Genomic DNA, 25164 nt, shown 5'->3' on the forward strand with positions numbered 1-25164 from the left:
TGCATAAAATTGAACTTCACGACCTGTCACAGACATTGAGATGAATCATGGAATACGAAACCGAACTAGCTCGCAAGACAGAGCACATAGAACGTGAGCTTCTCTTCTTATACAAATCGCCTGTCGTGACAGGGGACGACTTAATGAAAGCGCTGGGCTACAAAACGTCAGACGCTTTTCGACAAGCTATTGCGAGAGGCACATTGCCAGTAAATATTTTCACCATAGATAAACGGCGAGGTAGGTTTGCGCTGACAGCAGACGTCGCCGCATGGCTAGCGAAAGAATCAATAAAAAGCGAGAAGAAGATGAAGAAAAGACAATGATCGACTGAAAGAACAACACCGATTTATTGGACGCATAAAAAAGCCCCGAAGAATTCTTCAAGGCCTTGATAGTATGTCGTGTTTGGTCGCCGACAAACTAAAGGTTAGTTGATTCCTCGCGACTTGCAAGTTTGCGGCGCAATATTTTTGCGTCAGGGCCTCGTGCGTCTTCAATTTAATGAGGACAACACCATGCTCAAAGCTAAGCAAATTATTGATATCAAGAAGCTTGAAGAACAAGGGCAGCTTTCATTCCGGCAAATAGGCGAAGTGACTGGCTGTAGCCACCAAAGTGTATCCAGAGCGCTTAAACGGCTAAACAAACTAGAGATTTCACACAAAGAAATGGTGAAATTAGAGCCGGAAAAAATTTTGGCACTCCGTTATCCAAACGAAGGAAAGCGCAAGAAGATAAGGGTGATGCCTAACCTGGAATGGGTTCATCAAGAAATGCAGAAAAAAGGGATGACCATTCAGTTTGTTTTTCAAACCTGGGTGGCGCAGTCTCCGTTGCGTAGCGTCAAATACTCTACGTTTTGTCGCTACTATCGAACGTACAAAGATGAACTTAAAGTGTCTATGAAGTTGACGCACCGGGCTGGCGAGTGTATTCAAGGTGACTTCGCGGGACGGACACTTAAAGTGCCATTTGCCGTTCGTCCAATTCAGTTTTTTGTTGGCATCCATACACATTCACAACGCTTTTTTATCCTGGCTACGTTGGATCAGACCACTACTAGCTGGATCAAAGGGTTTGAGTACGTGTTTATAAAGAGTGAAGGGCGACCGGAAATTATCGTACCGGACAATCCTAAAGCAGTTGTAACTAAGATCCATCCACAACTTGAGATAAACCCCGCATTTAAAGCATTTGCAGACCATTATGACGTTACGGTAATGCCCGCACGTCCTGGTCATCCGCAAGACAAGGCGCTGGTTGAACTTGCCGTTAAGTTTTTTAAACAGAGCATCTACCCCAAACTCATTAAGCTAGTATTCCGCTCGCTCGAAGACATCAATGATTGGCTGGAGGTTGAGGTTGATAATTACAACGCACGACAATTTCATCGACGTGCTGTTAGTCGAGAAGAACTGTTTTTAAAATTCGATAAACCCAACCTTTTGGACTTGCTGAAAAAGCCATTCGATCCGCTTGAAAAAATCAGCGAAATTAATTTACAAGACAGTTATTGGGTAACAATAGACGAACACTCCTATACCGTACCGTTTCGTTTTGCACATAAAAAAGTCCAAGTGCAATTGCACAAAGGCTCCGTCAAAGTCTTTTATGAGCACATGCTAATCGCAGAGCATGAACGAAGTTTTGAGAAAGGCGGGCAAACCAAAGTTGAATCTCACTTGGATCCGAAACACCGCGCTTACGAAGACTACCCTAAGGAGCATTATCAAACCTGGGCAACAGAAACGTTCAAAGATGGTAGCGTTGCTGAATTGATTGGTCATTTCTTTGATTCAAAATATTCACATTCCAAACGAGGGAATCATCGAGCAAGAAAACTGCAAAGTCTCGTCGCGAATTATGAAAGTGATGATGTCGTACAAGCCTGCCAGTATGCCCTGAGCACGGGCCAAACCAAGAATATTCAAGTGTTTGAAAACATACTCAAATCGGGTGTGTACCGACAGAGTCAGAGAAGCGAAATCCCTAAAATACCAGGCGCGTTACTGCGTGGTGGCGAGTATTACAACCAAGTTGGAGTAGAAAGATGAAGATTAAAAGTACCACACGGGATAAGCTTACATCCCTTCGTTTAAAAGCCATCTCTTCATGCATCGAACAACATGAACTGCCGGACACGTGTGATAACCGAGCCGTTGAAAATTGGTTAAACGCACTGCTGGATATTCAACTTTCCCAAAACCAATCTGATGCATTCGCACGAGCGCGTCGTTCAGCGTCTTTACGCTGGCGAGATGCAACGTTCTCAAGTTCACTTCGTTTGGGGGAGATGATTGATAAAACGATCTTAGAGTATCTGAAAAGTTGTAATTGGATCGCAAAGTCAACCAATGTCCTTTTATCCGGGAAAAGCTCATGCGGCAAAACACACATTGCCTCTGCCATTGGCAATGAAGCGATACTTCGCGGCTTTAAAGTTAAGTTCTTTCGCTACCAGGAACTGATAATCCAATTACTTGCAGCACAAAATGAAGGTCACTTGTATGAAGTGATCAAAAAGCTATTACGTATTGATCTTATCATCATTGACGATTGGACATTACATAAGCTTTCCCGCGAAGAGCAGAGTGTGCTTTTTGAGTTTGTTGAGAAGCGCGAAGGTCAGGGCTCCTTTGTAATCACGACGCAATTCGACCCAGCTGTTATTCATCAGGCCTTAGGCGGAGAAGCTATCGCGGATGCGATATTTGGTCGCATTGTCACCTATTCCCAGAAAATTCACCTCGATCACGAAATAGATTTTCGCGAGGAAGGCATGAAAAAAGCTTTCAACGCCCCGTCCAAAGGAGCCAAATCATGTTAAATTTAAGACCCGGCACCCGTCAGCGATACGAACAGCACCATGTTTCGAACGCCATGTCTCGCTATATTCGCGTTTTTGAAACGTTTTCATCAGGGCAGAATCTAACTTATACATCGTCAGCGATTCGCTGTTGCTCTGATGTTGACGCCGCTGCACTTGATCAGCATGGTTATGTGAATGCTTACAGTGAATATAAAGATGAAAATAGTTATACCCATCTCCAATCACTTAGAAAATTAGGCTTTAAATTCGTTATATATTGCTCGGATAAACAAGGGCCGCATTTTAATGCAAACAAGTTTGAAAAATTGGCGACTTGTTTGGGCTTAACGCCTATTGAGTTGAAGTTACCCTTTCACGCAACAGACATGGCGAAATGGCGCGAGCAGCAGTGGCACATTTTCGCACAGCGATTGAGTTCAGTTGTCGACGAATTTGGCTACTACGCTTCTGCAAATAAATCAATTGGAGGGCGCGCTTATGCAACCCTCCATTGAGAGCGCGTGGGACGTCTACAGCCCCTCAACACTTGTTAGTAAAAGTACCGAGCTGCATTTCGCCAAAGCGTTACTGCGGCACTATCACAACGCGCTCGTGCAAAACGAAAGTGGACTGCGCTTTTTTCGTGAAGCCTATGGGATTTATGATGACAACACATTAAAAGAATTCCATGTAGGCTTCTGTGACCGCACTTTCCCTAAAACGTTACCGAAAGCTGAAACCATTGAAGGCGAGCGATGCCGTGGATTTTATGAGCGTTTACGGCTTATCAACGGTGTCACTGGGCACGAAACATTTCGCGGTATGGATGTTCTGCCCATATTCAATTTGGACAACGAGTTGATTGGTGCCTTTGGAAAACGGCGAGCAGACTTTCCCAAGGCCATGCGTGGAAAAACACTGAGTGTATTAATGCCAGAATACTGTGGATATTTTTACAACCATGCTGCCCTGTCATCATACGACCACATCACTTTATGTGAATCCCCTTTTGATGTTTTGAGTTTTGCTTCAGCGGGCGTTCGAAATGTTGTTTCGCTTCTGGATTTGAAGATGCTCGAAGACAGTCATCTCTATGAACTTCTTGAACACGGAATAACAACAGTGACACTCGCGCTGTCACGCACGCCGTCAGGTGATAGGTATTTTTCGATCATCAAAAGACAGCTTGAAGACGTTGATATTACTGTGAAAAAGCTCTCACTCTGTGTCGGTGAGAGCGTGAGCAGCTTGTGGGCAATGTCGAAGCGATTTGAATCAGTAATGTGTGAAATTGAAGAGATTAACCGGTGCCAGAACAGCTCTCCCTCATTAATGCACTGACTAAATACATCGAACAGTGCCAACTCGAAGAGCAGAGCCCGCGCACCGTCGAGGGCAAATTGTCGTGCCTGCGGATATTTGTTCGCTGGTACATTGCAAATCGTGGATTTTTTGTCAGTGATTTATCATTGGATGGGATAAACGATTACATCAAGCATCTTCATGTGTATCGGTGTGGAAAAACACAAAAGCTAATAACCAAAGCCACCCGACGCAATAAAATTACGCGGCTTCGAATGTTCTGTCTGTACTTATTCAAAACGGATTTAATTGATATCAACTTTTCAGAAAAAGTTACAACACCTTCTGCTGACAAGCTCATTACCCAAGAAGTGTTACAACCCGATGAGATGAACGCAGTAATCAACCAAACCAGCTTTCGCGGCGACAAAGGTCTGCGGGACAGCGCGATTCTCGCTATTTTGGCAGCCTGTGGCACCCGTCGCGGTGATATCACGCAAATTTTAACGAATGGCATCAATACAAAGGCTAACTTGATTCTCATCCCTAGAGGAAAAGGCGGTAAAGGTCGGATTGTACCGATAGCGGATAAGGCGATGGATGTTGTGGTGTATTACAGAGATAAAGTTCGGCCGAAACTGCAAGGTATGTATTCAGGCGATATTTTGTTTTTGGATGACAAAGGGATGCCCTTTAGAGGCAGCCAAGTCACGCGTTTAGTGAATCGGTACAAACATAGAGCGGGCGTCATCAAACCTGGTGCCAGTAATTTATTTCGCCACACAGCCGCAACCAACTTAATGAACAACGGTGCAGATATTATTACCGTAAAGTGCTTGCTGGGTCATGCAAGCGTTGTGACAACTGAGGGCTATATCAGCTTGGCCGTGCAGAAATACAGTGGCGATTATCAAGATTGTCATCCAGCAGTAAAGCATCCTGAAATTTACATCCCTTCAGCTCACCCGGTTAACAGACAAGTTTGAGGCGCAGCAAGGGTTCAGCTGGGATAGCCTAAGGCTTCCTATTCATTCAAGCAGAAAACTCGGCTTTTCTTGCGTTATTCATGTCCACTCGTTGGCCATATTCTTGTCTAAGAAAATCAAGCTCAAAGTCAGAATCTCTGGACAAATAGGTCATGCACCGTGAAAGAGGTGCACGCGTTTCCAAAATTAAGATGTCTGATTTTGGAACGTAAATGGAATGGCCCAACAAGCCAATCAAATCGACTGCGAGACCCGAGCACTCAACGTCAGTGGATGTCAAAATAGCTGAACGATCGATAGAAAGCCTTGGTGCAATGCATAATCGCCATTCTTCGCGGGTGTCGAAAATGATTTCGATTTTGGTGACATGGCCTGCATATTCACCGATGCGTTCGGATTCAAATTGCGGATCAACAAGAACAGTGCCGCCAAAGTTGTCAACGCCACGAGGAGGAACGGGGATGAGTGCATTCATTTTGCGTTATACAGTAGTTTATACAGTAATTAAGGAAGTGTAGTTGAAGATTCCGAAAACTTCACGACAATTGGATAAAGCAGTGCTTTAATAGTCGTAACCCCATAATTTTAATGGGATGCAATAGCCTGACGGTGGTTGATACAGGTACCTGTGTTTGCCATGTTGATATTTAAGATTCATCCAAAATCTAGCAATTTACAAAAAGGGTGTTAATATATACAGCATGTATATCGAACCAATGGGAGTCCTTTTATGGGTGCTATCATCAATTGGATTGTAGGTTTCGATGCAGAGAATGACGTCGTAAAGAGCCTAAAATCCTCAGCGAACAAGTCTCGCAGAGTCGTAGGGCGTGGAACGTTGGTGGTCGATGCCGACGAGGTTCGACGCTCACACAAATTTAAAGATGATGCAAGGAAGGCAGCCGATATTGTTAGGCTGAGCAGATCCAAAGGATAATTAATGCTCGCATTTCTATTATTACCCGTACTTACGTGCGGGTTTTTTATTTGTTACTACAGCCTCCCGCATTTTTATAAACTACACCGCTATGAAGGTCAGCAACTCTATTTGAAGAGTGCTTGGCTGGGCCTCCAATGCTTGTTCTTCGCACTTTTGGTTGTTGCTTTTCTAAACGCCTACGTTCCGCCGAGTATTTTTGGAATTCCACTAGATATTTATTCATTCGTAGTGAAGCTTACGAGCGCGATCGCCATTAAAAAATCAAGTGCCATTGAGCTAACTTGGTTGTTCCTAATCGCTACCACCATGCATGCCATTGCTTATATCCGCGTCTGGGTGACAAACTGGGCAATGAATCAGTTTCAGGAAAAAGAAGGCGTCGATCCGAAAATAAAACTAATGTCAGATGTACTTTCTGATAGTCCATTGGACAGTGAGCTCTTGTACTCATACATTAACGATCAATCCGTGCTCATCGCGTTATCGAATCGCAAAGTATATGTCGGACAGGTTGTTTCGATGGGTGAACCTAACGAATCCGAGGGGATGGACCAAGAAATCTCCATACTGCCGCACATATCGGGTTATCGAGACAAAGATAACCTCACCGTGAATTTCACCACTCAATATGAAAGCATCGATACTGACGTCGAAATAAAAGTGACGATACGACAAGAGCTGATTGAGTCCGTGTCACGTTTTGATTTCGATGTTTATCAGCAGTTTTTGGAGCGGAAAAAGGAATTCATCGATAAGCCAGCAAGGGTTCCGTTCTCAAAGAGGTAGAGCGACTCGTTTCCTTAAGCTATTCACTTGAACTATGGCTTCAAGTAGCCATGCGTATCATTTATTGGATTAAAAGAGCGATTGATGTTCTTCGTTCTCTGAATCAGGGAGGCGAACTAGAATGGCATTGAGAGAATCCTCAATTTGTTTCTTCTCATCACTGCCTTTGGTGGACAACCTCAATATCGGAATGTCGATTTTTTTCAAAATACTGTTTTTCAGTTCGTCACGGCGAAGTTGATCTGGATTTTGGTCGTGGAATTGATACCCGTCTACTTCTATCGCAAGAACAGGCTGCTTATCCATTATATTGAAAAGAAGAAAGTCGATGTGGCTGAACAAATGACTTCCAAACTTACGTTCTTCATCGCTCAAGCCTTCAAAATCGTTGATCACTAGGCTCAACCTGTAATTTTTCCGGTAAGTGAATGAGCTATAGTTGTCATTTTTCAATATTTCGTCGAGCAAAGTCGCCATCAAGTTCTCCGACAAAAATTGTGATTTATTGACTACTCGCCTTCTAAATTCGTTGAGAATGGGTGAATATTCTTTATACAAACAATCAAAGATTGAAACGGTTTTACTCGAAAATATCGTTTGCGACATGGACTGATATTCGACATGCCTAATTAAGTCGCCAATATTTGTGCCGTGTTGACCGAATAGTTTGCGGGATGCCACCATTATGAAGTTGCTCTTAGCTCTTGAAACTGCAACGTTGATCAAGTTGGGGCTGTCGTTAAACTTGTCCGGCCAACTTGCGACGGGACTGTAGACAATCACGTCTTTTTCTCTGCCTTGAAACTTGTGGGCCGTATCGACTTTAATCTCTTTAATTCTAATAGTTTTGTTTACGTGAGTTACTTGTGCTCTGTACGGCGACACAATACCAATGTCGTCATAATGAAAGCTGTTTAAGTCCTGTTCCAGTATCTCTTTTTGGATTACGTCAGCTTCCCTTTTATTCAGGAGACTTTTACCTTGTGGTCCTTTCACTGCATGGTTACCTTCAGACGTTTGAATTATCTTGAAAGGCTCATTATCAAAATGCGTCATGGTGATCAGTTGCCCCCCGTAATATTTTTGATTGCAAAAATCGATGATCCGGGGGTGACAGCGGTAATGCTCTTTGAGCAGAGTGGAGGGGGCCGAGTTGTCAAAAATTTTACTAAATGAAGATAGCAAACTTTCTGAAATGTAGCTGTGCTCTGGAGGAATTCCAAATTCTTCATCAACTTGAGGGTGAGTGCTAACGAATGCATTGTTAGGAATATGAGGAATTTGTTTTAGATCACCAACAACCACGATACTTTTAGCACAAGACATGGCTAAAAAGCCTGTTAACAAGTCTACCTGAGACGCTTCATCGACGATCAAGTAGTCAAACAGTTCAGATTCACTTTTATTATTGATAATGGAATCAGTCGTGCTCAAAACAACGGGAAACCGATCCAAAAACTCAGGGAACAAAGCGTCTTTATATGTCTCGTACTTAAAATCTATGCGCTCACACTTTTCATATTTTGATGCCAGATTATGTTTGAGTATGAGCATCGACTCATAAGTGTATTGAGATAAGAGTGACTCTGCATTCAGGTCTTTTAGTTTTGTCTCAAGCGTGTGTAACTCTAGATTAAGCTCGCCCAGTTTTCTTAGGTAAAATTCATGTACAAGTCCTTTAAATACATCGCTTGATAGGGTGCTGAGCGTTTTAAAGTTGTAAATTCTATATTTGAATAACCATCTAAGTTTTGTCGGCCAACTAAGCTTATTTTTCTGCGAGTAGTGCTGAAGTTCAGCCATAAAAGACATTAGGTTAGGAGTCGACCAGCTATCACCAAATGACCAATTTTCGGGACTTAATGGCTCTATTGGAAAGTATCTGTGGAAGTAGTTTTTTTCTACCAACAGTCGACTCCGTGTTTCTCTAGCGAGTGCCAACTCATTTTGCAAGGATAGCGATTCAGAAACTTGTTTATCAAGGTTTTTGACTGTTCGTATCGCCTGCTCTAGTCTGGGAGTTGATAGTAACCAATCGCTAAATTCAGGAAGGACGTGATCTTTTTCGAAAAAAGCTTGTTGTAAATCCTTATTCCCCAAACTGGCAGCAATAAATCCAATCTGTTCCTTGACGAGTTTTTCATAAACATTAGCCGTGGCTGAATTGTTGCCCGCGACAATTGCCACTGTTTTGTTCTGGAATAGCAGGTTGGCAACAATATTCAGTATTGTCTGCGTTTTGCCTGTACCCGGAGGTCCTTGAATAAGGCTTATAGAGGACTCTAACGCATTCTTGACTGCGTCACGCTGCGAGGGGTTGACTCCATAGGGGAAGATGACGGTTGTTGGCTGAGAATGTTTGATTGGAGGTGTGCGATTGATAAAACTATTTAGTATTGAATCCCCCCTAATCGCACCTAACTTTTTTTCAAAGTAATAATTTAGATGTTTTGAACTCTGTAAAAACGCAGTGATGTACTTGTAGTAGTCGATGAGACGTTTGGTGTTTTCTTCTTGTGCGATATCAGGAATGATTTCGATTTCAGCTATGGGAAATGTGGTGCATCGACCTTTTTCAAAAAGTGATATGTACTGATTGTCAAAAACATAAGCTTCGTCCCACCGCCTGCTTGCATTACCTTTAGCCATGACAATTGAGCCAGAGATATTAATGGCTTCCGGGTTTTCAAAGCATTTAACATTTGCTTGGTTATACGGAAAAGATTTCCCTGAATTAAAAGTGACAGAGGTTTTTCTGCCGGAAGAAGCGACACTGACGACGTCTTTTGTCGAATTTTTGAAATCGCCCCCTTTGCTTCTTGTTAAGACCAAATGTTCCCGTTCATCCATGCCGCGATGTCCTTTTTACTGTGCCTTCGTGATAAGAGGCGTTGCTTACAGAGCTTGATGTATTGCAGTGCTATGATTTCATTGGTATCAATTATGGTTTAGTGTGACTGGAAAGTATAACTCTTTGTTCTTTAACAGCTTGCTCTGGCTCTTAGGTACCAATCATATTCGTTATCCGTTCATATGAACGGGCGGGTGTATGATTATAATTTGGGAAGATTCCTCAGCGTAGACCCTCTGATCCACATGGAAGGCGGTAGTCAGGGTATCAACCCGTACTCTTACATCATGAACAACCCGTTGGCAGGAGTAGACCCAACAGGCTACGACCCTGAGGAAGAGGTTGAAAGCTTCGAGTTTGAAGCCAGCACTGTGGAGAGCATTACTGTTAATGCTGAAGGTCAAGTCACAGTCAACTTTAACAATGGAGCGGAGAGTCAATCTTTCCAAGCTTCAACAGTTTCTGTTGGAAATAATACGGTTGATATTGGTAATCAAACTCAAATAGCGCAGCAGCAAGGCGGGGCATCAGTTGGGGAAGCACTGTCAGCAATTGGAAATGCAATCGCTGACAACTGGCAAAGCATACTAACTGATACGGTTGATATGGCCGGTGATTCAAACCCTATCATGGGTGCTGCTTCTGACTTTGTGGGAGCTGAAGATGCTGTGGACTCCGTTATTGCGGCCAGCGAAGGTGACTACGGAGAAGCAGTTGCTAGCGCCGGAATGGTTGCGCTATCGAAGTTTAGAGTCGCAGACGATGCAATCAAGTTTGGTCAAGAGAGTGTGAAGAATGCGTTCGCACACGGACCCCATAAAGGCAAAACCATAGGTGAGGTTGCCGAAGGTCTTAGAAATGGAGATATATCACCTGACTCGTTACCCGTCGAGTATGTGGTGAGAAATGGGGAAAGGGTTGCTCTTAACAACCGCTCTCTCACAACACTAAGAAGAGCTGGGATGCAACCCACGAGAGTACTTAACCGCACTGGAAACAGAGAGGCGGAGAGATTGTTAAACAGTCATTTAAGGGGCGCGGAGCCTAGCGATTATATAAGAATCAGAGGTGCTGGTCCCAGAACATCATCGATAGAGTAAACGGCAGAAAATGAATTTTGATAATTGGGCTGTACCTTTTACAGCAAACAGTAAGAGAGCTATTGAACTGGTGAGCATTCAATATGATGGTTCATCTATTTGTATTGTTCTTTACGAAGAAGACTCAGACCGAAACTGGAAAGTTACATTTGATAGTTATGTCGCTTTACGTATTGTCTCTGAAGAATGTTCGGCAGGTATCCAGAATGACCTACCTGAAGAGGGGGCTTTCTATATAACAAAGAAAAGTGACTGGTTATTTGAATTAGGCAAGGGGGATATTTCGTTTTTAGATGATGCATCGCACTTTGTGATGTGTTGTTATGATGAGGTGATAGAGGTTATTTCTTGTAGATCAGATGTGAGTATTGCTGAGCAGATAGAGGTATGATGTCAGATGACTCAGCTAGGGCGTGTTGCGAGATCAGGTGCTGGCTTCTTATCACTCTGCTCAATATTTGCTGCAATAGCGATGATCGGGTTTATGCTCGAAAGTGGAATAAGTTTGCTGGGGGCTGGGTTTCTATGCGCGTTTTCCTTAGGGGCATACCTATTCATACACATGACTTTGAAAGGACGAGTACCATCCATGTTTAGATGGTTAGAATAAATAAACAAAAGCCCGCTGATACGGGCTTTGTTGTCTTAGGCTGCCAGTTCAGATTCTTGGCTGGCTTAGGTCTCTTTCGTCTTGGTTTGCTCGGCCTCCATCGGGGCCTGCTCATCAAGGTATTCCATGGCCATGGCTTTGTGCCGGTTGACCTTCATGTTACGGGTTAGCACGTCAAGTCGTGTGGCCATATCGGGCTTATCCCCATTGTCACTGATACCGCATTGCGCATCCAGCTCTTGGCCATTGATGAAGAACCATGCCTTGTCTTTGGCTCGTGATCCTGCGACGTAGCTTGCCGCTCTGTCCATGGAGGTGCTGTAATACGTGAAGGTATCACCATCAATGGTGGCACCTTGGGCGCTGTACACGGTGGACGCATAGGCTTGCACCACGTGCAATCTTCCGTCATCGTCACAATATTCGGATTGCTTGATGTTGACGGTACGACCGTTATCGAGCTTGATGGTCAAGCGCACATCCTCTTTTAGCTGTGATACGGACAGTACCGTGCCTTGCTGCCCATTGGTAAACTCCCGTTTATAGTCGTTTTTGGTGAGGCGTACCCGCTCCCCGGTGGAGAACGCAAAATGCAGGGTTTGATTGGACACCACACAATCGGTGGTGACGTTTTCATTGCCCAGCAAACCGCGCTGTTGATAGACGGTGCGCATCAAATCATTTAACGGTTTCACATCCTTCCAGCGCTGCGCCATGACCAAGGACTCTTTATCGGGGTTGGCCTCGGTGTAGGCTGCCCATTGATTGACTAAAGCCTCGCGCGTATCGTGCGCCGTGTCTTTGATGTGCAGCAAGCCTTTTCCTTGTAGCGTACCCAGAGCAGCTTCTGCGTTGCCGCTTCGCAGGTCATTGACCAGCGTTTTTGCCCAGACTTCACGTTGGCGGCGAATGGTGTTGATGCGGGCGCAGCTCAGGCGCTGTGATAAGTAACGCAGCTTCCTCCATGCGTAATACTGTCAAGCTGTTCTTGCTCGCCCACTAACACCAGCTTGGCATTGGCTTTGTGAGCGGCGCTCACCAATTCCAGCACATCCGGTGTGGCCATGAGTCCCGCTTCATCGACCACAATCACGGTGTCTTTAAAACGCTCGGCATTGCCTTTGCCTAAGTCATTTAAGAGACTTGCTAGTGTACCGCTTTCAATGCCCGTATCGTTTTGTAATTGCTGGGCGGCTTTACGTGCCACGGTTGCCCCGCGTACCGTCATGCCTTGCGACTCATAAGCCAGACGCAACGCTTGTAATGAGGTACTTTTGCCTGCCCCGGCCTTGCCTTGGATAATGCCCAAGCTGGACTGGCAGACTGCATGCACGGCCTCAACCTGCTCATCCGATAGCATAAAACCTTGAGCAGTTTGCTGCGCCTCAATGGCCTTATCAATGACGCGAGCATCCAGTTTGTAATGGGTGCTCGCGTGCATGGCATCAGCCTTTGCTACCAAGGCTTGTTCGATGGCCAGCATCGCTTTGGTGGTGTAGATGGGGTTGTTACTGATATCCACACCTAAGTTCACCATGGCGTCATCACTAAGCAGCTCACGCACGGTGTCTTCGATATCGTGCCTTGATGAATGGGTGTACTGCGCTTCTTTGGCGACCTCGGCATAGATGTCTTGTAAGCGAAACACCGCTTTGTCTTCAATCAAGGCGTCCAGCACCGTAGATAAGGGTAAGGCCTCAGGAAACGGCATGGCTTCGATATTCCGAATGGCATCCACTTTATCGGCGGTAAAGCCGCGTTCGTCCATCTCTTTTTGCCATTTAGTAAACAGTGCAGGCCTATCAACGCTTCGTTTGTAGTCGCGGGAATTAACGGCAATGGTATCGCCGATTTTGGAGTGGGCGTTGGTGACGCCCATCGCATCCATTTGGGCACGGATGGCCTCGGCGCGTTTGGAGAAAAACGCGCACAGTTGTTGGCAAATGCCTTTGACTTCAAAAGCCGGTTTGTTATCAATGGCCTCTACGGCAAAACCCAATTCACGCAGGCCATTGGCAAGCTGAGCACGGTAAATGCCGCTTGCAGCTTTTTGCCAAAAGAAAAAGGGTTTGGATTCCAGTGTACCCCATGTGCCGTCTTGCCTCTCTGCGAGATTGGCGATAAGACAATGGGTATGTAATTGGGCATCTTGCGCCCGTGAAGTGCTGTGCTCAAAGGTGGCGGCAATCAGGCCTGTCGTGCGTTCCAGTATTCTACCGCCTTTGCCGCGCCGTGTGGTGGCTGCGTGCTCCTCAATGAAAGTCAGTGCCTGCTCAACGGCGGCTTGTTGGGCAGCCTGAATGGCTTGGCGCACGTCCTCATCAGCCCGTGCCCAGAGCATGGACACAGACTTGGGCGCTGAAAAAGTCAAATCCCAACCGGGGCGATGATTGTCCCCAGCATTCTCGCACAGCTTCTCGCCATCGGGGCCAAAGCCGTTGAAAATGCGCCGGTAATCGATGGTTTCAATGGTAGTACTTAGCATCAGCGACAATGCGCCTCTACGAATCCATTTGCCCTTCGGCTCACCACCTTGAGTGTAGTAATCATCCTTGGCTAACTCTTCGTAATATTCAATCGAATTAATGGGGTTGATGGACATCATGCGGCGTTCTTCCTTGCTTTGAGTTTGTCCACGACACGAGCAGAGGTGCCTGTGTCAGTATCTTCTGTTGTCTTGGTTGCAAGCTCTGGGCGCTTATCCACCCACGCTGCCGGACAATGCTCTTGAATGTTTGCACCTTGTTTGGGGTACGGCCAGCGCAGCCGATATATGCCCTCATAACTGGGCAACAACATGAACCCTTCGACGCCTTTTTTATTGGACTGTGGCAATTGCACCAGATCGGCCTCAGTGACAAGCGGTAACGTTTCTCGGTGCCAATTTGGGGTCGTGCTTTCGCCTTGGCCAGCACTGGAGGTCAATCGCTCTACTACGCGCTCACCAAAGACCTCGGCCGCCTCACTGCTCGTCTCACCCACTGCACCAATCCGCATGCAGATAAACATCGTAAACATGTTCAGCATGGCTTCGGCTTCCTCGCCCTCGAAATCTCGCTTGATTTGGGCAATACTTTGAGTGCCTGCCACAATTCTTGCGCCTTTGGATCGCCCCGTGCTCATCCATTCCAGCAGTGCCGGGTTTTTGGGTAAGTTGCCCAATTCATCAATGAACAACCATAGTTCTCGATTAGGTGCATTGGTGAGCGCCAGTGTGTGGCTGGTCATCAGCGCAATGAGCGCATTACACAAAGGCGCACCAATCTCTTTGTAACGTTTATCCGCTTGAATAATTAACACGGGTTTGTCGGTGTCGGGGTTAACCACCCAATCGCGTAAACAAAACCCATCGTCATACGCTTTAGGCCATGCCTCGGCTAAGGTGTAGATCCAGCCGAGACTACCAATCAATTGAGCAAAAAATGACTGGGTGGTTTTACTGCCTTCGACGATAAATCGGGCAGCGCGGGGGTAGTAAGCCTCTAGTTGGCTGTGCAAAGTGACATCATCAAGGCTAAGTATATTGGCCAGCTCACGCCAGCCCCAACGTGCTTGCGTATGATTGAGTATTTCAATCATGCCAGTAAACAACATTCTTGCCCCCGATGACCATAAAGGGTCGCGGGTCTCTTTTATCATGCGCTCACTGATAAGCTGCGCGAGGTTCGCATTATAGGCATCAGATTGGATGTCCCATGGGGTGGAGCGCGTATCCCATGGCGCCAGTAGCACGGTAGTTTCAGGCTGATAAAACAAGCTTGTGAATTCTCGTTTTTCATCGTAGATGAAGGCTCGCTCACCGCGCTCAATGACGCCATGCATCATCGGGGTGAGCACCACAGTTTTGCCTGAGCCTTGGTTGCCAATCACTAATAGGTTACCTTGTTCGCGATGACGGGGAATGCGCAACTTAGGGTGCAAATGCAAACCTTGATACGACTTGCCCTTGGGCGGTTTAGCGGCTTTGCGTTTCTCTTGTTTGTAAACGCGCTTGGCATGACGTAGCGCAGTCGCGTACAGATAACGCCGTGCCCCTTCAATGTGCCGATAACCATCGTTACCGCCATGGACGTAGAAACGTCGAGCGATCATAAAGGCCAGCAAGGCAGCGATGGCAAGCGCTACACTGATATGTCCAACAAAAGCAAGGTGCCAGTCACGCTCAACCAATGCTTGCCAGTAGGAGAGCCATGGGGCAAGAGATTGGTCAAATAAAAAGCCCGTGATACCTCCCAACCAATGTTGAGCATGCACATCGATAGCAGGCCATGGCATCAACCATGACCATGTCCATATCAGTAAGCCGATGAAAGTCGGCACGCCCACAAGGGCGGCCATCAAGAGTACTGTCGCCCAGTCTTGGCGACGCTGTGAAGCAGGTTGTGTGCTCATTAGAACTTCACTCCCTTGTTAAATAGCGACTGCTTTTTTTCTTTTCGCTCAGCGTCTGAGGATTCGAAAAATGTCGCGAGCATTTCAAAGTCAGTGATGCGCTTGCGCTGCTCCATCTTGAGTAAAAGCTGTTGCAATTGCTGCTGCTCTTGATAATGTGTCCAAGATCCTCGGATAACATCAGCAATAGCGCAGCCTCTGCGCTCTGCTTCGGTTTGAAGGCGAAGGTAATCTTCGTTAGAAAATCGGGCCGTCACGGCCTTGTCAAGTATTTTATTCATAGGGAAATCTCCGATTGCGTGAATAAAGTTAAGGGTTAAAAGCTTTGTGCGCCGTGGCAGCGGTGCACAAGGCGAAATCATTTCGGCAGTACCAAATACGGCAGGGTTTGGGCGATGACGTCGCGCCAGCGCGACCACCAACGGTGAGTAGCGTTTGTGCTCAATTTTTCGTGTTGGGTTAATACAGACTGTAGAAACTTCAGTCTGTCGTTGACAGGATGCATCAACTCTTCATCGAGTCGATATAGGTCGTTACGCACACTGGTATACCCGAAGCCCGGAAGCTTTAAACAATCCTCATTGAGCAGTTCACAGGCCAGTCGTGCAATGTCTTCACGGGTGAGCGTGGGGTCGTCATATTTGGCATATACAGCCAACCCAAATAAGTCTCGTCGTCGGCGCTCAGCATGGGATATTCCTTCAGCGAATAGACGTTGCTGTGCGTTACTGGTGTAACGTGCTTTCATCTCGTCCAAATCGGGCACGTAGTGCTCGGGGGCTGGTTTGGCGGCTAAGGCCCGCAAGGGGCCTGCCAAGTCGTGGGTGAGCAAACCGCGAGCGTATGCCCACTTGCAGAAATCCTGTGGACGGATGTACTGCTCACCGTCTTTCTCAATGATCACCAACTCTTCGAGCAATACCGCATCTTTGATGGCGTCTAACAGGATTTCACGCTCTTCACGCCAGCCGTTGTAGTATTGCCCCGGTTCGAGGTGGTAACACAGCGGATCCATGCCCACACCCAAGCAGGCAGCCTCAGGCACTGTCCAGAGTTTACGCGCGGCGTACTCCTCCCAGATCCAATCGCGGATGTCCATCAGCGGGAAGACGATTATCTGTAAGAGATCATCAGGGATTTGGCAATCCCGTTGCGCGTATTGCACCTCCTGACGGCGCAAGAGCTTGGATGGCTCAAACGGGTGACCCTCTTTGAGCAGCAAGCGAATCGCTTTTTGCACGCGTGTTTCAGCTTGTTTGTAAATGTCCGAATGAATATCCGGGTAGTTTGTATCAAGTGTCATTTGGAATACCTCGTTTTGTTAATGAATGACACTGACATGATGGAAGATTGAATTTGTTGTAGATACAACAACGAACAATGGGCATGAAAAAATGCGGGTTTTACGACATTTTTAGCGTGACACATCGGCATCGTCCATAACTGCCAGTCACACCCTATGGTGACACAATTTTTTTAAAACGCCGGACGGAAGTGAAAAAATAATTGATTTAGTTAAAACGGGTGCATCAGCTATGACAATTTTGGTTATACAAACTGTGTCACTAAGTGTTATAGTCAAGGGTATTGGAAGGGAATGAAATGCGCATATATAAATCAAAGTGGTTCACGAAGTGGGCCGATAAAGAAGGACTGACGGATGATGCCCTTAAAGAGGCCGTCAGTGAGATGGAAAAAGGCTTAATTGATGCTGATCTCGGTGGCCATGTTTATAAAAAGCGTGCGCCCATTGAAGGTCAGGGCAAGAGCAGTGGCCTGCGAACTATTCTTGCGTTTAAGGTTGGGAACAAAGCCTTTTTCATGTATGGCTTTCCCAAAAATGCGCGGGATAATATCGACAGTAAAGAGCTAAAAGCGTTTAAGCGCTTGGCAAAAGAATTGTTGGGCTACAGCGATGCCCAACTGAAAAAGGCCCTTAAAGCGGGCAGTATGGTAGAGGTGAAATGAGATGAAAGACAGTATCTTAGATGTCATACACGACACAGCAAAAGATTTAAACGAGGCAGGCGTGATGGATAAGCAAACGCTGCGCGAGTTTGATGCGCTGTGCCTGCCAAAAGTCGAAGCCTATGATGCTCGCCGTATCCAAGCTATCCGTAAAAAGGCGCATGTGAGTCAGGCGGTATTTGCCGCGTACCTGAACACCACGCCATCCACGGTCAGGCAGTGGGAGCAAGGCGGTAAAAAGCCACGCGGTACGTCGCTGAAATTGCTTAACTTGGTGGCCAGCAAAGGGTTAGAAGTCTTGGCTTAATCATCGCGGCGCGAGAAGGTGACAGCACTTGTTGGTGTCGCGTTGTCGTGTCTATAACAAAAATGAACTGGCAGATTAGTTGTTAGTTGATTAGATACAGCTTCCCCAACCCCAATCCGCAGATAGAGCATTGAGCCAATAAGTGATTATTGGCTGGCTTGTTTTTTTAGCTGTTCAGCTTCGATGAACGTATCAATTAACTGCACCAATTGTCGTTTGGCTTTTGGTGTCAGTGTTTCGTTTCCATAAATCAAATACGAGCTCTCTTTCGTCAGTAGTAAATGTTCTCTTGTAACGTTTCATTCAAAATATCTCCGCATAACAGATTTTTAGTATATCTGTTGCGGTGACCATTTGAATTCACAACCGTATTTTTCGCGGGCGAGTCAAAGAAAAATACGCGTTCATAAAGACCAGGCTCAAGAATTACCCAATAAAACTCATGTGTGAAGCACTCTCAATACAACGAAGTGGCTTCTACGCATGGGTGGATAAACCGAAATCAAAGCGACAGTTAGAAGATGAGCGCCTGATGGGGTTAATTAAGCATTCTTGGCTAGAAAGTGGCTGTGTCTATGGGTATAGAAAAGTCACGAGTGACCTTAAGGATTTAGGCGAAGCTTGCAGCAAACATCGTGTAGCCAAATTAATGAAGCTAGAAGGTATAAAGGCACAAGTCGGTTATAAAAAACACAAAGGCCACTTCAGCGGCAAGCCTGCGGTTGTTGCCGATAATGTGCTTGATAGGCAATTCACGGTTGCTACACCGAACAGGTACTGGGTCACTGACATTACCTATATCCGAACTCATGAAGGCTGGCTCTACCTTGCCGTCGTTTTAGACTTGTACTCTCGCGCTGTTGTTGGCTGGTCGATGAGTTCTCGCATGGAGTCTGAGCTTGTTACTCAAGCGCTGCTAGCTGCGGTGTGGCGACGAAAGCCCAAAAAGCAGGTACTTATACATTCAGATCAGGGGAGTCAATTCACTGGCTATGAGTGGAGTGACTTCCTAACTGAGCACAATCTGAAAGCCAGTATGAGCCGCAGAGGAAACTGTCACGATAATGCTGTCGCGGAGAGCTTCTTCCAACTACTTAAGCGAGAACGAATAAAGAGAAAAATTTATACAACACGTGAACATGCAAGAGCCGACATATTCGATTACATCGAAATGTTTTATAACTCTAGACGCAAGCATGGTGAAGCGAATAATATGCCTCCACTGGCTTATGAAAAGCTAGAAGAATTCAAACGAAAATCTGTCTAGTAAAGTCTGGTCGATTCAGTAGTTGTCTCAGCAGAAAGGGATTATAGAGATTTATCAAAAGAATCGAAGCGTATTCTATTTTACCTAAGTTGGACTATTCCCACCTATTATATGTGTGGGCTGTTTTCATTTATCGTTATTTTTTACTTGTACCTGATTGGGGCAGCTATTTTTCCATCATATGCTGAGCCTTTACAGGGTATGTACCCTGAGTTATTAATCAAAGTAAGTTTCGGCTTAGCGTTGTTTTGGGTGGCAAAGAAGCAATTTATCGACACGCAAGTTATGCCCGATGTGTACAGAAAGCTCAAAAACGGCTTGGCTACTCTTTTCTCTGCGGATGGGGAAGGGTCGTTATCGTCATTTTTTGTCTTCGAATTGTCAGTTATTTATGTTTCAACTGCCTTAACGCACTTCTCATTCGAAGTTTTTGATTTGGCTTTTTTTTCATAAAATATTGAGCTTACAAATATTGACAAAGAAAGCGATAAGCATATGAAAAATAGCCATAATTCAGGATTTTAGAATAAAGGTGACAAATAAGGGGAAGCAGTAGTTCATTAGTAAGAAGACCAACTAAATTTGAATGACCATAAAAAATTGCTTAATTAGACTGGTCTGGCTTTTCGAATTCACGCCAATCCCTGAATCGACCTTATTGCCCAAGATACTCAATAACTTTAGTCCATGCTGCTCTCTACGGCTTGACGTGCTGACTTGGGAGGTTAAAAGGAAGATTAGCGGGCTATGAATTTTGAATCGCGGGATTCGATTCATATAATCTTTTTTCTAAATTAATGTATTAATTTTTGTTCTGTATTCGTGAATATGCTACAAACTAATATAAGTTTAAATTGGAGTGTTATATGCGTTTTTTTGTGTTTATTATATTTTTTTCTTTATTCATTCAAGCGGCTATGGCTAATGAAGAAACACCCACAACGAAAATAAAAATTTTACAAAGTTGGGCTGGTGATAATGCGTTTTATATATGGACAGATGAACAGGCAAAATTAAATCCTGCAAATTGTAATTATAGTGGTAGCTATTACCTTCCAGCCTCCGCATCAGAGAGTACAAAGAGTATGATTATTTCTGCGGCAATGTCTAAGGCGAATGTTAAATTTGTTCTATATTCGGAAGGTTGTCAACAAAACCGACCCCAAGTGGTAGCCGTCAAAATAATAGGAGATTGAAATGAGAGTCTTTTCCGCTCATTTTGTCCTATTTATCAGTTTTTTTGTGTCGAATTTGTATGCTGGAACGGGCAGTGGTGTAGTGACAAGTATTCTTGTGCATGAAAAAAATAAGTCGGAAGGGTTGGTTGTATTTAGTACTAGTGAAAATAAAGATAAAGCCACGTGTAGCAATGCATCTAAAGGGAATGACTGGGCTTTTGATGCGCACACACCTCAAGGCCAAGCAATGTATGCTTTGATACTAACAGCGGCAACTTCGGGCCAAAAGATCTACGTATTAGGTACTGGTAACTGCGAGGCTTGGCCCGATAGAGAAGCGCCTGTATATATTAAAACGGTATTTGAGTAACCTTGTTAGACATAGAACTTACTCTATTTTTCCAAAAGTGAATGTAGGGTATTTACCATAACATCCTTCAATATTTAAGCTGATTTTTTTATTAGCCATGTGAGCAGCTAAAAGCATCGAAGCCCAAAACTCACCATTCTGAGAACTTTTTCTACTAAAACGAATATTGTTATTTGTGCACTCACTGTTACCAACGTGTTGCCCATCAATGGTAAAATAACAAGTACCGTCGTTTAAATGACAGCCAAAATTTTCAATACTTCGCCACCCAGTTTCGCCTGTTGTTGCTAAGGTCTTAGACGAAATTAAAAATGTTAAAATAACTATAATATACTTCATTTCTTTCCTCTCTATACTTGCGTTGATTAACATTAAAATCTATAGCAAAAATTCCTACATTTGTGAGTATTGATGAAGAAGTCAACCTGTTTCAGATAAGTTAGACTATTTCCATCAATTAATTTATTCTAACGATAATCGGTAACTGATACGAAGCGTCACAATAACCATTTTTAACTGAGCTACGAAAGGTAATCATACAAATTCCTCTGGCCAAATTATATTTTGAACGAAGTTCGAAGTTCACCATATAAGAGAGAAAATAGCTCTTTAGTCAAAATCGATTTTCAATAAATGTTAAAGATGTAAATAATTCCTATGAAGAAATTTATCTGGATATTAGTATCCATGACGCCGGTATACACTTATGCCGCGTGGACTGGTATGCATCAAATAGATAGTTAAAAGTTCAAAGCAATGGTATTTATCCTGTTTTAGACGGATTTGAAGCTAACAATTCGGAAATAGGCTGAGAACAAGGTAGGGCTTTTTTCTTACTATTTCCGAGAATGCTAACTACGATAAGAAATTTTCACTTTTGTTATTTGCTTTTATTGCAGATAAACCAATCAATGTTAGTTATTACGGCTGTAATTTGACTTATCCAGGAACTCTGAATCTTGGCAGTGTGGCCTTCAAAAATTAATAAGGAAATTTTATGAAAATAATTAACAAAATACTATTTGCAATATTATTTTTTTTCTCCAACTCAACTATTTCCGACTCTTACACAAAACAGGGCTTAGTAGTGAAAATGACTGTTGGAACATCTTTTGCGCGAGTGAGATTTGATGAAATGGAAAATTATGAAGAGTGTGAAAAGTCGGACTGGTACATTTTGGAATTCAATGAACGCCAGGTTCTACCAATGTACTCTATGTTGTTAACGGCCAAGGCAAGTGGTCAAAACATTAGTTTTCAACTTAAAGGCTGTAAGCATGGATATGCCGTTATAAACCATGTTTACAATTAATATTGGGTGACATTTAGCTAAGCTGTGATTTGTTTGTGGTGATAACCAAGTAATTGGGCTTGCCTGAATTTTATACTAATATCTTCGTTTTATAATAAATAGCCATATATGATTTCAATATAAAGATAAGAGTTAATAATGAAAATAATACTATTTATTTTGGTAGCGTTTTATAATTGTACCGTTGATGCTAGTTGTACTCAGAATAGTTGCGATACAAGTATTGCTCGCCTTTACCTATCTGGTACTTCTGATGGACGTGTGTTTATTGAGCCAAGCGAAGTGGCTTCAGGAGTTGTTAATTGCGAATTAGCAGAGGGAAAATTTTTCACTCTTTATCAATCTCACCCTTTATTTAGCGAAATATATTCAACGTTGCTAGCATCTAAAATAGCAAGCCGTAGTGTTAGATTAAGAATTCACGAGAACACGCTAGATTGTAAATTATTGTATATTTGGTTGAAGTGAATTTCGTAAATTAGTTTAGAACTATTTATTCTTTAGTGATATTAGAAAATTTTATTCATCGCATGTATAGCGATACCTAAAAGCTCACATGTGGTTGTCGCTATATGAGGCATCTTCATGTAGAATGCGCCGCGGAGTTGGCCAGGCAATCGCCGCTTTCGTAAGAAAGGGGAGGAAAGTCCGGGCTCCAAAGGGCAGGGTGCCAGATAACGTCTGGGCGGCGCGAGCCGACGACAAGTGCAGCAGAGAGAAGACCGCCTAAGCCAGCAATGGCCGGTAAGGCTGAAAGGGTGCGGTAAGAGCGCACCGCACACCTGGTAACAGGTTGTGGCAAGGTAAACTCCACCCGGAGCAAGACCAAATAGGATCCCTTAACGTGTGGCCCGCATGGGGATCGGGTAGGTTGCTTGAATCAGTGAGTAATTGCTGATCTAGAGGAATGGTTGCCCACGACAGAACCCGGCTTATCGGCCAACTCCACCTTTCTTTTGAGTAAGTGAAGCGTCTGCTTCACTTGCCATTTCATCAATCGCTCAATAATTTAAGTAAGTCATCCCAAGGCAGCGGGCGCGATAAATAATATCCCTGTGCCCAGTCACAGCCGTTTTCACGTAGATAATTCATCTGAGCTTCAGTTTCAACGCCTTCAGCAATAACGCGAAGATCGTAAAGCTTTGCCAAATTTTGAATAATCATCACCATCTTGTTGCGTGCTTCACGTTCTGAAAAAAGGTCATTAACAAAAGAACGATCAATTTTCAGACAATCAGCAGGGTAATGTATTAACTGACTAAAAGCAGTGTAGCCTGTACCAAAATCATCGAGCGCTAACGACACCCCTAGCTCATCCAGTGCTTTTAGCGTTTCTAAGCCGATTGCATCATCAGCCACAAATGCGGTTTCAGTGACTTCAAGCTCTACACTTTCAGGTGCAATGTTATGGCGCTCTAATAGGTTCTTAAGCTGTGCGGGAAATGGTTCATTGTGCAGCTCTACCCCCGAGATATTTATACAGATTTGTCCCTTAAAATAATGTTCTTGCTGCAAGATTACTAGCGCTTGCAGGGCATTGTCGATGACCCATAAATCGATTTCTTTGATAAAGCCAGTAGCTTCCGCAACCGGTATAAAGTGGTCTGGGCCAAACCCTTCTAGTTCAGGGCTTTGACAGCGAAGTAGTACTTCTACGGCTACAATAGTGTTATCTTTACAGTCAAATATAGGCATATAAACCAAAGAGAAATGCTCTTCACTTAACGCCTGTCGTAAGCCTCTTTCAATCTGTTGTCGTTGGTGCATCGTATCGGCAATTTTCTGGGTGAAAAACCTAAAGCAATTACGGCCGTTATCTTTGGCGTCATACATTGCCGCATCTGCATGATGAAGTAACATAGAGGACTCGGTGGCATCATCGGGATACACGGCAATGCCAATACTGGCATAAATTATATGTGTTACGTCATCGACTTCGAAACCACCATCGAAGATATTTAGTATACGTGTTGCGACGACACTGGCATCGAGCGGCTCTTTGATATTAGGAAGTAGCACAACAAACTCATCGCCAGCGAGTCTTGCCAAACTTTCTGCTTCCGGCTTCAACAGTTGATCGGTGGGACGTATTGCTTCCCAAAGCCGTTCACTGAACCCAAGCAATAGTCGGTCGCCTGCTTCATGGCCGTATTGGTCATTAACTTGCTTAAAGTTGTCTAGGTCAATATACAACAAGCCAATGCGTTGTTTATCTTTTCCTGCTCGGGTTAGCAGGCGTTCTAGGTTAGTTTTGAAGCTCCAGCGGTTAGGAAGGCCTGTCAGCGTATCGTAAAAGGCCATTTGCCGGATATCATCATCATGCAATTGCATAATCGTTCGGTAGGCTTGTTCCTCGGAATGTAAGGCAGCTAGACAGATCGCGTTTAGTGCTAGCATCGTTAAAATAAACCGAATTGCTTCTACGAGTGAGTAGCTAGCTATCAATAAAATTGAAACGGGTGTAAACAGCAGTAGAACACTGGCAATACTGAAAGCCCCAAACCAAAACACCGCAGGCCAGAAGCGATTGATAAAAAGGTTAATGGCAACAATAGGATAAACCCATAAGATTCCAGTATTACTCTTGCCGCCTGTAATTATTAAGCTCATTGATAAGAAAAAAAGAATACCACTTAAAATGGTGGCTGCGCGCTCAATATTTCCGGTACGTTTTAAAAGGTAAAGGTTTAGTAGGCCGACCAGAGCGTTAACGATTAATATGGTGCCTAAGACATGAGCGCCGTCGACTACGCTAAAAATCCCTAACGCAAATAGGAAAAGCACCCCTAATATAGTTAAAACCTGACAGAGCCTATAGCGTCGACGGTATCGTACTGCCAACATTTCTTGTTGGCCTGTTGTAATTTCAGGGGTGTGAGTCATGTTTACCAAGAGTTCATTAAGTCATGATATTAAGCCATTGCTGCTTAACGGTATTTACTATTGAAAAGTTATTTTTTTGATGGGTGTAAATAGGATAGAC

24 protein-coding genes, 1 other RNA gene and 1 pseudogene are annotated in these 25164 nt (G+C 44.4%); 17 read left to right on the forward strand and 9 right to left on the reverse strand.

Annotation, left to right across the window (positions count from 1 at the left end; all coding sequences use genetic code 11):
• Nucleotides 1–47: 47 nt before the first annotated feature.
• From KYS23_RS00950 to KYS23_RS20620, 6 genes are all read left to right on the forward strand, one after another.
• Nucleotides 48–326: a hypothetical protein gene (locus tag KYS23_RS00950; RefSeq protein ID WP_218417909.1), complete on the forward strand. Its 279-nt coding sequence runs from the start codon at nt 48–50 to the stop codon at nt 324–326.
• A 192-nt stretch (nt 327–518) separates the two neighbouring features.
• Nucleotides 519–2057, forward strand: coding sequence for an IS21 family transposase (gene istA, locus KYS23_RS00955; RefSeq protein ID WP_218417910.1), 1539 nt, complete (start codon nt 519–521; stop codon nt 2055–2057).
• The gene (locus tag KYS23_RS00960; protein ID WP_218417911.1) at nt 2054–2830 is read left to right on the forward strand and encodes an ATP-binding protein; all 777 of its coding nucleotides are present in this window, start codon (nt 2054–2056) and stop codon (nt 2828–2830) included. Before istA ends, KYS23_RS00960 begins: the two co-directional genes overlap by 4 nt.
• Entirely contained in the window at nt 2824–3327 is a 504-nt protein-coding gene (locus KYS23_RS00965; RefSeq protein WP_218417912.1) for a hypothetical protein, read from the forward strand. Before KYS23_RS00960 ends, KYS23_RS00965 begins: the two co-directional genes overlap by 7 nt.
• Entirely contained in the window at nt 3311–4153 is an 843-nt protein-coding gene (locus tag KYS23_RS00970) for a toprim domain-containing protein (protein ID WP_218417913.1), read from the forward strand. Before KYS23_RS00965 ends, KYS23_RS00970 begins: the two co-directional genes overlap by 17 nt.
• Nucleotides 4120–5100: a tyrosine-type recombinase/integrase gene (locus KYS23_RS20620; RefSeq protein WP_218417914.1), complete on the forward strand. Its 981-nt coding sequence runs from the start codon at nt 4120–4122 to the stop codon at nt 5098–5100. Before KYS23_RS00970 ends, KYS23_RS20620 begins: the two co-directional genes overlap by 34 nt.
• A gap of 46 nt (nt 5101–5146) precedes the next feature.
• Here the strand turns inward: KYS23_RS20620 and KYS23_RS00980 are convergent, their stop codons facing one another.
• Nucleotides 5147–5575 (reverse strand): hypothetical protein, encoded by a 429-nt coding sequence (locus tag KYS23_RS00980; RefSeq protein ID WP_218417915.1) that lies wholly within the window; start codon nt 5573–5575, stop codon nt 5147–5149.
• Nucleotides 5576–6040: 465 nt separating this feature from the next.
• On the opposite strand from KYS23_RS00980, the gene KYS23_RS00985 reads away from it, so the two are divergent.
• The gene (locus KYS23_RS00985) at nt 6041–6826 is read left to right on the forward strand and encodes a hypothetical protein (protein ID WP_218417916.1); all 786 of its coding nucleotides are present in this window, start codon (nt 6041–6043) and stop codon (nt 6824–6826) included.
• A 69-nt stretch (nt 6827–6895) separates the two neighbouring features.
• Here the strand turns inward: KYS23_RS00985 and KYS23_RS00990 are convergent, their stop codons facing one another.
• The gene (locus KYS23_RS00990) at nt 6896–9676 is read right to left on the reverse strand and encodes an AAA domain-containing protein (RefSeq protein ID WP_218417917.1); all 2781 of its coding nucleotides are present in this window, start codon (nt 9674–9676) and stop codon (nt 6896–6898) included.
• A 183-nt stretch (nt 9677–9859) separates the two neighbouring features.
• On the opposite strand from KYS23_RS00990, the gene KYS23_RS00995 reads away from it, so the two are divergent.
• Nucleotides 9860–10777: an RHS repeat-associated core domain-containing protein gene (locus KYS23_RS00995; protein ID WP_246604258.1), complete on the forward strand. Its 918-nt coding sequence runs from the start codon at nt 9860–9862 to the stop codon at nt 10775–10777.
• 10 nt (nt 10778–10787) lie between these two features.
• Nucleotides 10788–11168 (forward strand): hypothetical protein, encoded by a 381-nt coding sequence (locus KYS23_RS01000; RefSeq protein ID WP_218417919.1) that lies wholly within the window; start codon nt 10788–10790, stop codon nt 11166–11168.
• Between the two features lie 284 nt (nt 11169–11452).
• Here the strand turns inward: KYS23_RS01000 and KYS23_RS01005 are convergent, their stop codons facing one another.
• The 5 genes from KYS23_RS01005 to KYS23_RS01025 form a co-directional block, all read right to left on the reverse strand.
• Complete coding sequence (locus tag KYS23_RS01005; RefSeq protein WP_218417920.1) at nt 11453–12202, reverse strand: hypothetical protein; 750 nt, start codon at nt 12200–12202, stop codon at nt 11453–11455.
• A gap of 116 nt (nt 12203–12318) precedes the next feature.
• The gene (mobF, locus tag KYS23_RS01010; protein WP_218417921.1) at nt 12319–13992 is read right to left on the reverse strand and encodes a MobF family relaxase; all 1674 of its coding nucleotides are present in this window, start codon (nt 13990–13992) and stop codon (nt 12319–12321) included.
• Nucleotides 13989–15779 carry a type IV secretion system DNA-binding domain-containing protein gene (locus tag KYS23_RS01015; protein WP_218417922.1) on the reverse strand — a complete coding sequence of 597 codons (1791 nt, stop codon included), beginning with the start codon at nt 15777–15779 and terminating at the stop codon, nt 13989–13991. Before KYS23_RS01015 ends, mobF begins: the two co-directional genes overlap by 4 nt.
• Nucleotides 15779–16060 (reverse strand): hypothetical protein, encoded by a 282-nt coding sequence (locus tag KYS23_RS01020; protein ID WP_218417923.1) that lies wholly within the window; start codon nt 16058–16060, stop codon nt 15779–15781. The genes KYS23_RS01015 and KYS23_RS01020 overlap by 1 nt, the downstream gene beginning before the upstream one ends.
• A gap of 77 nt (nt 16061–16137) precedes the next feature.
• On the reverse strand, nt 16138–17082 hold the full coding sequence (locus KYS23_RS01025) for a hypothetical protein (protein ID WP_218417924.1): 945 nt from the start codon (nt 17080–17082) through the stop codon (nt 16138–16140).
• A gap of 299 nt (nt 17083–17381) precedes the next feature.
• On the opposite strand from KYS23_RS01025, the gene KYS23_RS01030 reads away from it, so the two are divergent.
• The 5 genes and pseudogenes from KYS23_RS01030 (at nt 17382) to KYS23_RS01050 (ending at nt 20869) form a co-directional block, all read left to right on the forward strand.
• Nucleotides 17382–17747, forward strand: a complete 366-nt coding sequence (locus tag KYS23_RS01030; protein ID WP_218417925.1) for a type II toxin-antitoxin system RelE/ParE family toxin — start codon at nt 17382–17384, stop codon at nt 17745–17747.
• Between the two features lies 1 nt (nt 17748).
• Nucleotides 17749–18054, forward strand: a complete 306-nt coding sequence (locus KYS23_RS01035; RefSeq protein WP_218417926.1) for a helix-turn-helix domain-containing protein — start codon at nt 17749–17751, stop codon at nt 18052–18054.
• Between the two features lie 367 nt (nt 18055–18421).
• Nucleotides 18422–19321, forward strand: a pseudogene (locus KYS23_RS01040) (IS3 family transposase); the annotation flags it as partial.
• A gap of 866 nt (nt 19322–20187) precedes the next feature.
• Nucleotides 20188–20517, forward strand: coding sequence for a hypothetical protein (locus KYS23_RS01045; protein WP_218417927.1), 330 nt, complete (start codon nt 20188–20190; stop codon nt 20515–20517).
• Between the two features lies 1 nt (nt 20518).
• Complete coding sequence (locus KYS23_RS01050; protein WP_218417928.1) at nt 20519–20869, forward strand: hypothetical protein; 351 nt, start codon at nt 20519–20521, stop codon at nt 20867–20869.
• Between the two features lie 18 nt (nt 20870–20887).
• On the opposite strand, the gene KYS23_RS01055 is transcribed toward KYS23_RS01050, so the two are convergent.
• A complete protein-coding gene (locus tag KYS23_RS01055; protein WP_218417929.1) occupies nt 20888–21208 on the reverse strand; it encodes a hypothetical protein in 321 nt (106 codons plus the stop codon).
• Nucleotides 21209–21866: 658 nt separating this feature from the next.
• On the opposite strand from KYS23_RS01055, the gene KYS23_RS01060 reads away from it, so the two are divergent.
• The 3 genes from KYS23_RS01060 (at nt 21867) to rnpB (ending at nt 23132) form a co-directional block, all read left to right on the forward strand.
• Nucleotides 21867–22181, forward strand: coding sequence for a hypothetical protein (locus tag KYS23_RS01060; protein ID WP_218417930.1), 315 nt, complete (start codon nt 21867–21869; stop codon nt 22179–22181).
• Nucleotides 22182–22319: 138 nt separating this feature from the next.
• A complete protein-coding gene (locus KYS23_RS01065; RefSeq protein ID WP_218417931.1) occupies nt 22320–22649 on the forward strand; it encodes a hypothetical protein in 330 nt (109 codons plus the stop codon).
• A gap of 133 nt (nt 22650–22782) precedes the next feature.
• Nucleotides 22783–23132: RNase P RNA component class A (rnpB, locus tag KYS23_RS01070), an RNA gene on the forward strand.
• Between the two features lie 42 nt (nt 23133–23174).
• Here the strand turns inward: rnpB and KYS23_RS01075 are convergent.
• Nucleotides 23175–25064: a putative bifunctional diguanylate cyclase/phosphodiesterase gene (locus tag KYS23_RS01075; protein WP_218417932.1), complete on the reverse strand. Its 1890-nt coding sequence runs from the start codon at nt 25062–25064 to the stop codon at nt 23175–23177.
• Between the last annotated feature and the right edge of the window lie 100 nt (nt 25065–25164).

Origin of the sequence: Alteromonas lipotrueae (assembly GCF_019249255.1) — a bacterium.
Taxonomy (GTDB): domain Bacteria; phylum Pseudomonadota; class Gammaproteobacteria; order Enterobacterales; family Alteromonadaceae; genus Alteromonas; species Alteromonas lipotrueae.

Coding starts and splice junctions, on each gene's coding strand:
- KYS23_RS00950 (WP_218417909.1), top strand. CDS start 48: ATGGAATACGAAACCGAACTAGCTCGCAAGACAGAGCACATAGAACGT.
- istA (WP_218417910.1), top strand. CDS start 519: ATGCTCAAAGCTAAGCAAATTATTGATATCAAGAAGCTTGAAGAACAA.
- KYS23_RS00960 (WP_218417911.1), top strand. CDS start 2,054: ATGAAGATTAAAAGTACCACACGGGATAAGCTTACATCCCTTCGTTTA.
- KYS23_RS00965 (WP_218417912.1), top strand. CDS start 2,824: ATGTTAAATTTAAGACCCGGCACCCGTCAGCGATACGAACAGCACCAT.
- KYS23_RS00970 (WP_218417913.1), top strand. CDS start 3,311: ATGCAACCCTCCATTGAGAGCGCGTGGGACGTCTACAGCCCCTCAACA.
- KYS23_RS00980 (WP_218417915.1), bottom strand. CDS start 5,575: ATGAATGCACTCATCCCCGTTCCTCCTCGTGGCGTTGACAACTTTGGC.
- KYS23_RS00985 (WP_218417916.1), top strand. CDS start 6,041: ATGCTCGCATTTCTATTATTACCCGTACTTACGTGCGGGTTTTTTATT.
- KYS23_RS00990 (WP_218417917.1), bottom strand. CDS start 9,676: ATGGATGAACGGGAACATTTGGTCTTAACAAGAAGCAAAGGGGGCGAT.
- KYS23_RS00995 (WP_246604258.1), top strand. CDS start 9,860: ATGAACGGGCGGGTGTATGATTATAATTTGGGAAGATTCCTCAGCGTA.
- KYS23_RS01000 (WP_218417919.1), top strand. CDS start 10,788: ATGAATTTTGATAATTGGGCTGTACCTTTTACAGCAAACAGTAAGAGA.
- mobF (WP_218417921.1), bottom strand. CDS start 13,992: ATGATGTCCATCAACCCCATTAATTCGATTGAATATTACGAAGAGTTA.
- KYS23_RS01015 (WP_218417922.1), bottom strand. CDS start 15,779: ATGAGCACACAACCTGCTTCACAGCGTCGCCAAGACTGGGCGACAGTA.
- KYS23_RS01020 (WP_218417923.1), bottom strand. CDS start 16,060: ATGAATAAAATACTTGACAAGGCCGTGACGGCCCGATTTTCTAACGAA.
- KYS23_RS01025 (WP_218417924.1), bottom strand. CDS start 17,082: ATGACACTTGATACAAACTACCCGGATATTCATTCGGACATTTACAAA.
- KYS23_RS01030 (WP_218417925.1), top strand. CDS start 17,382: ATGCGCATATATAAATCAAAGTGGTTCACGAAGTGGGCCGATAAAGAA.
- KYS23_RS01035 (WP_218417926.1), top strand. CDS start 17,749: ATGAAAGACAGTATCTTAGATGTCATACACGACACAGCAAAAGATTTA.
- KYS23_RS01045 (WP_218417927.1), top strand. CDS start 20,188: ATGCGTTTTTTTGTGTTTATTATATTTTTTTCTTTATTCATTCAAGCG.
- KYS23_RS01050 (WP_218417928.1), top strand. CDS start 20,519: ATGAGAGTCTTTTCCGCTCATTTTGTCCTATTTATCAGTTTTTTTGTG.
- KYS23_RS01055 (WP_218417929.1), bottom strand. CDS start 21,208: ATGAAGTATATTATAGTTATTTTAACATTTTTAATTTCGTCTAAGACC.
- KYS23_RS01060 (WP_218417930.1), top strand. CDS start 21,867: ATGAAAATAATTAACAAAATACTATTTGCAATATTATTTTTTTTCTCC.
- KYS23_RS01065 (WP_218417931.1), top strand. CDS start 22,320: ATGAAAATAATACTATTTATTTTGGTAGCGTTTTATAATTGTACCGTT.
- KYS23_RS01075 (WP_218417932.1), bottom strand. CDS start 25,064: ATGACTCACACCCCTGAAATTACAACAGGCCAACAAGAAATGTTGGCA.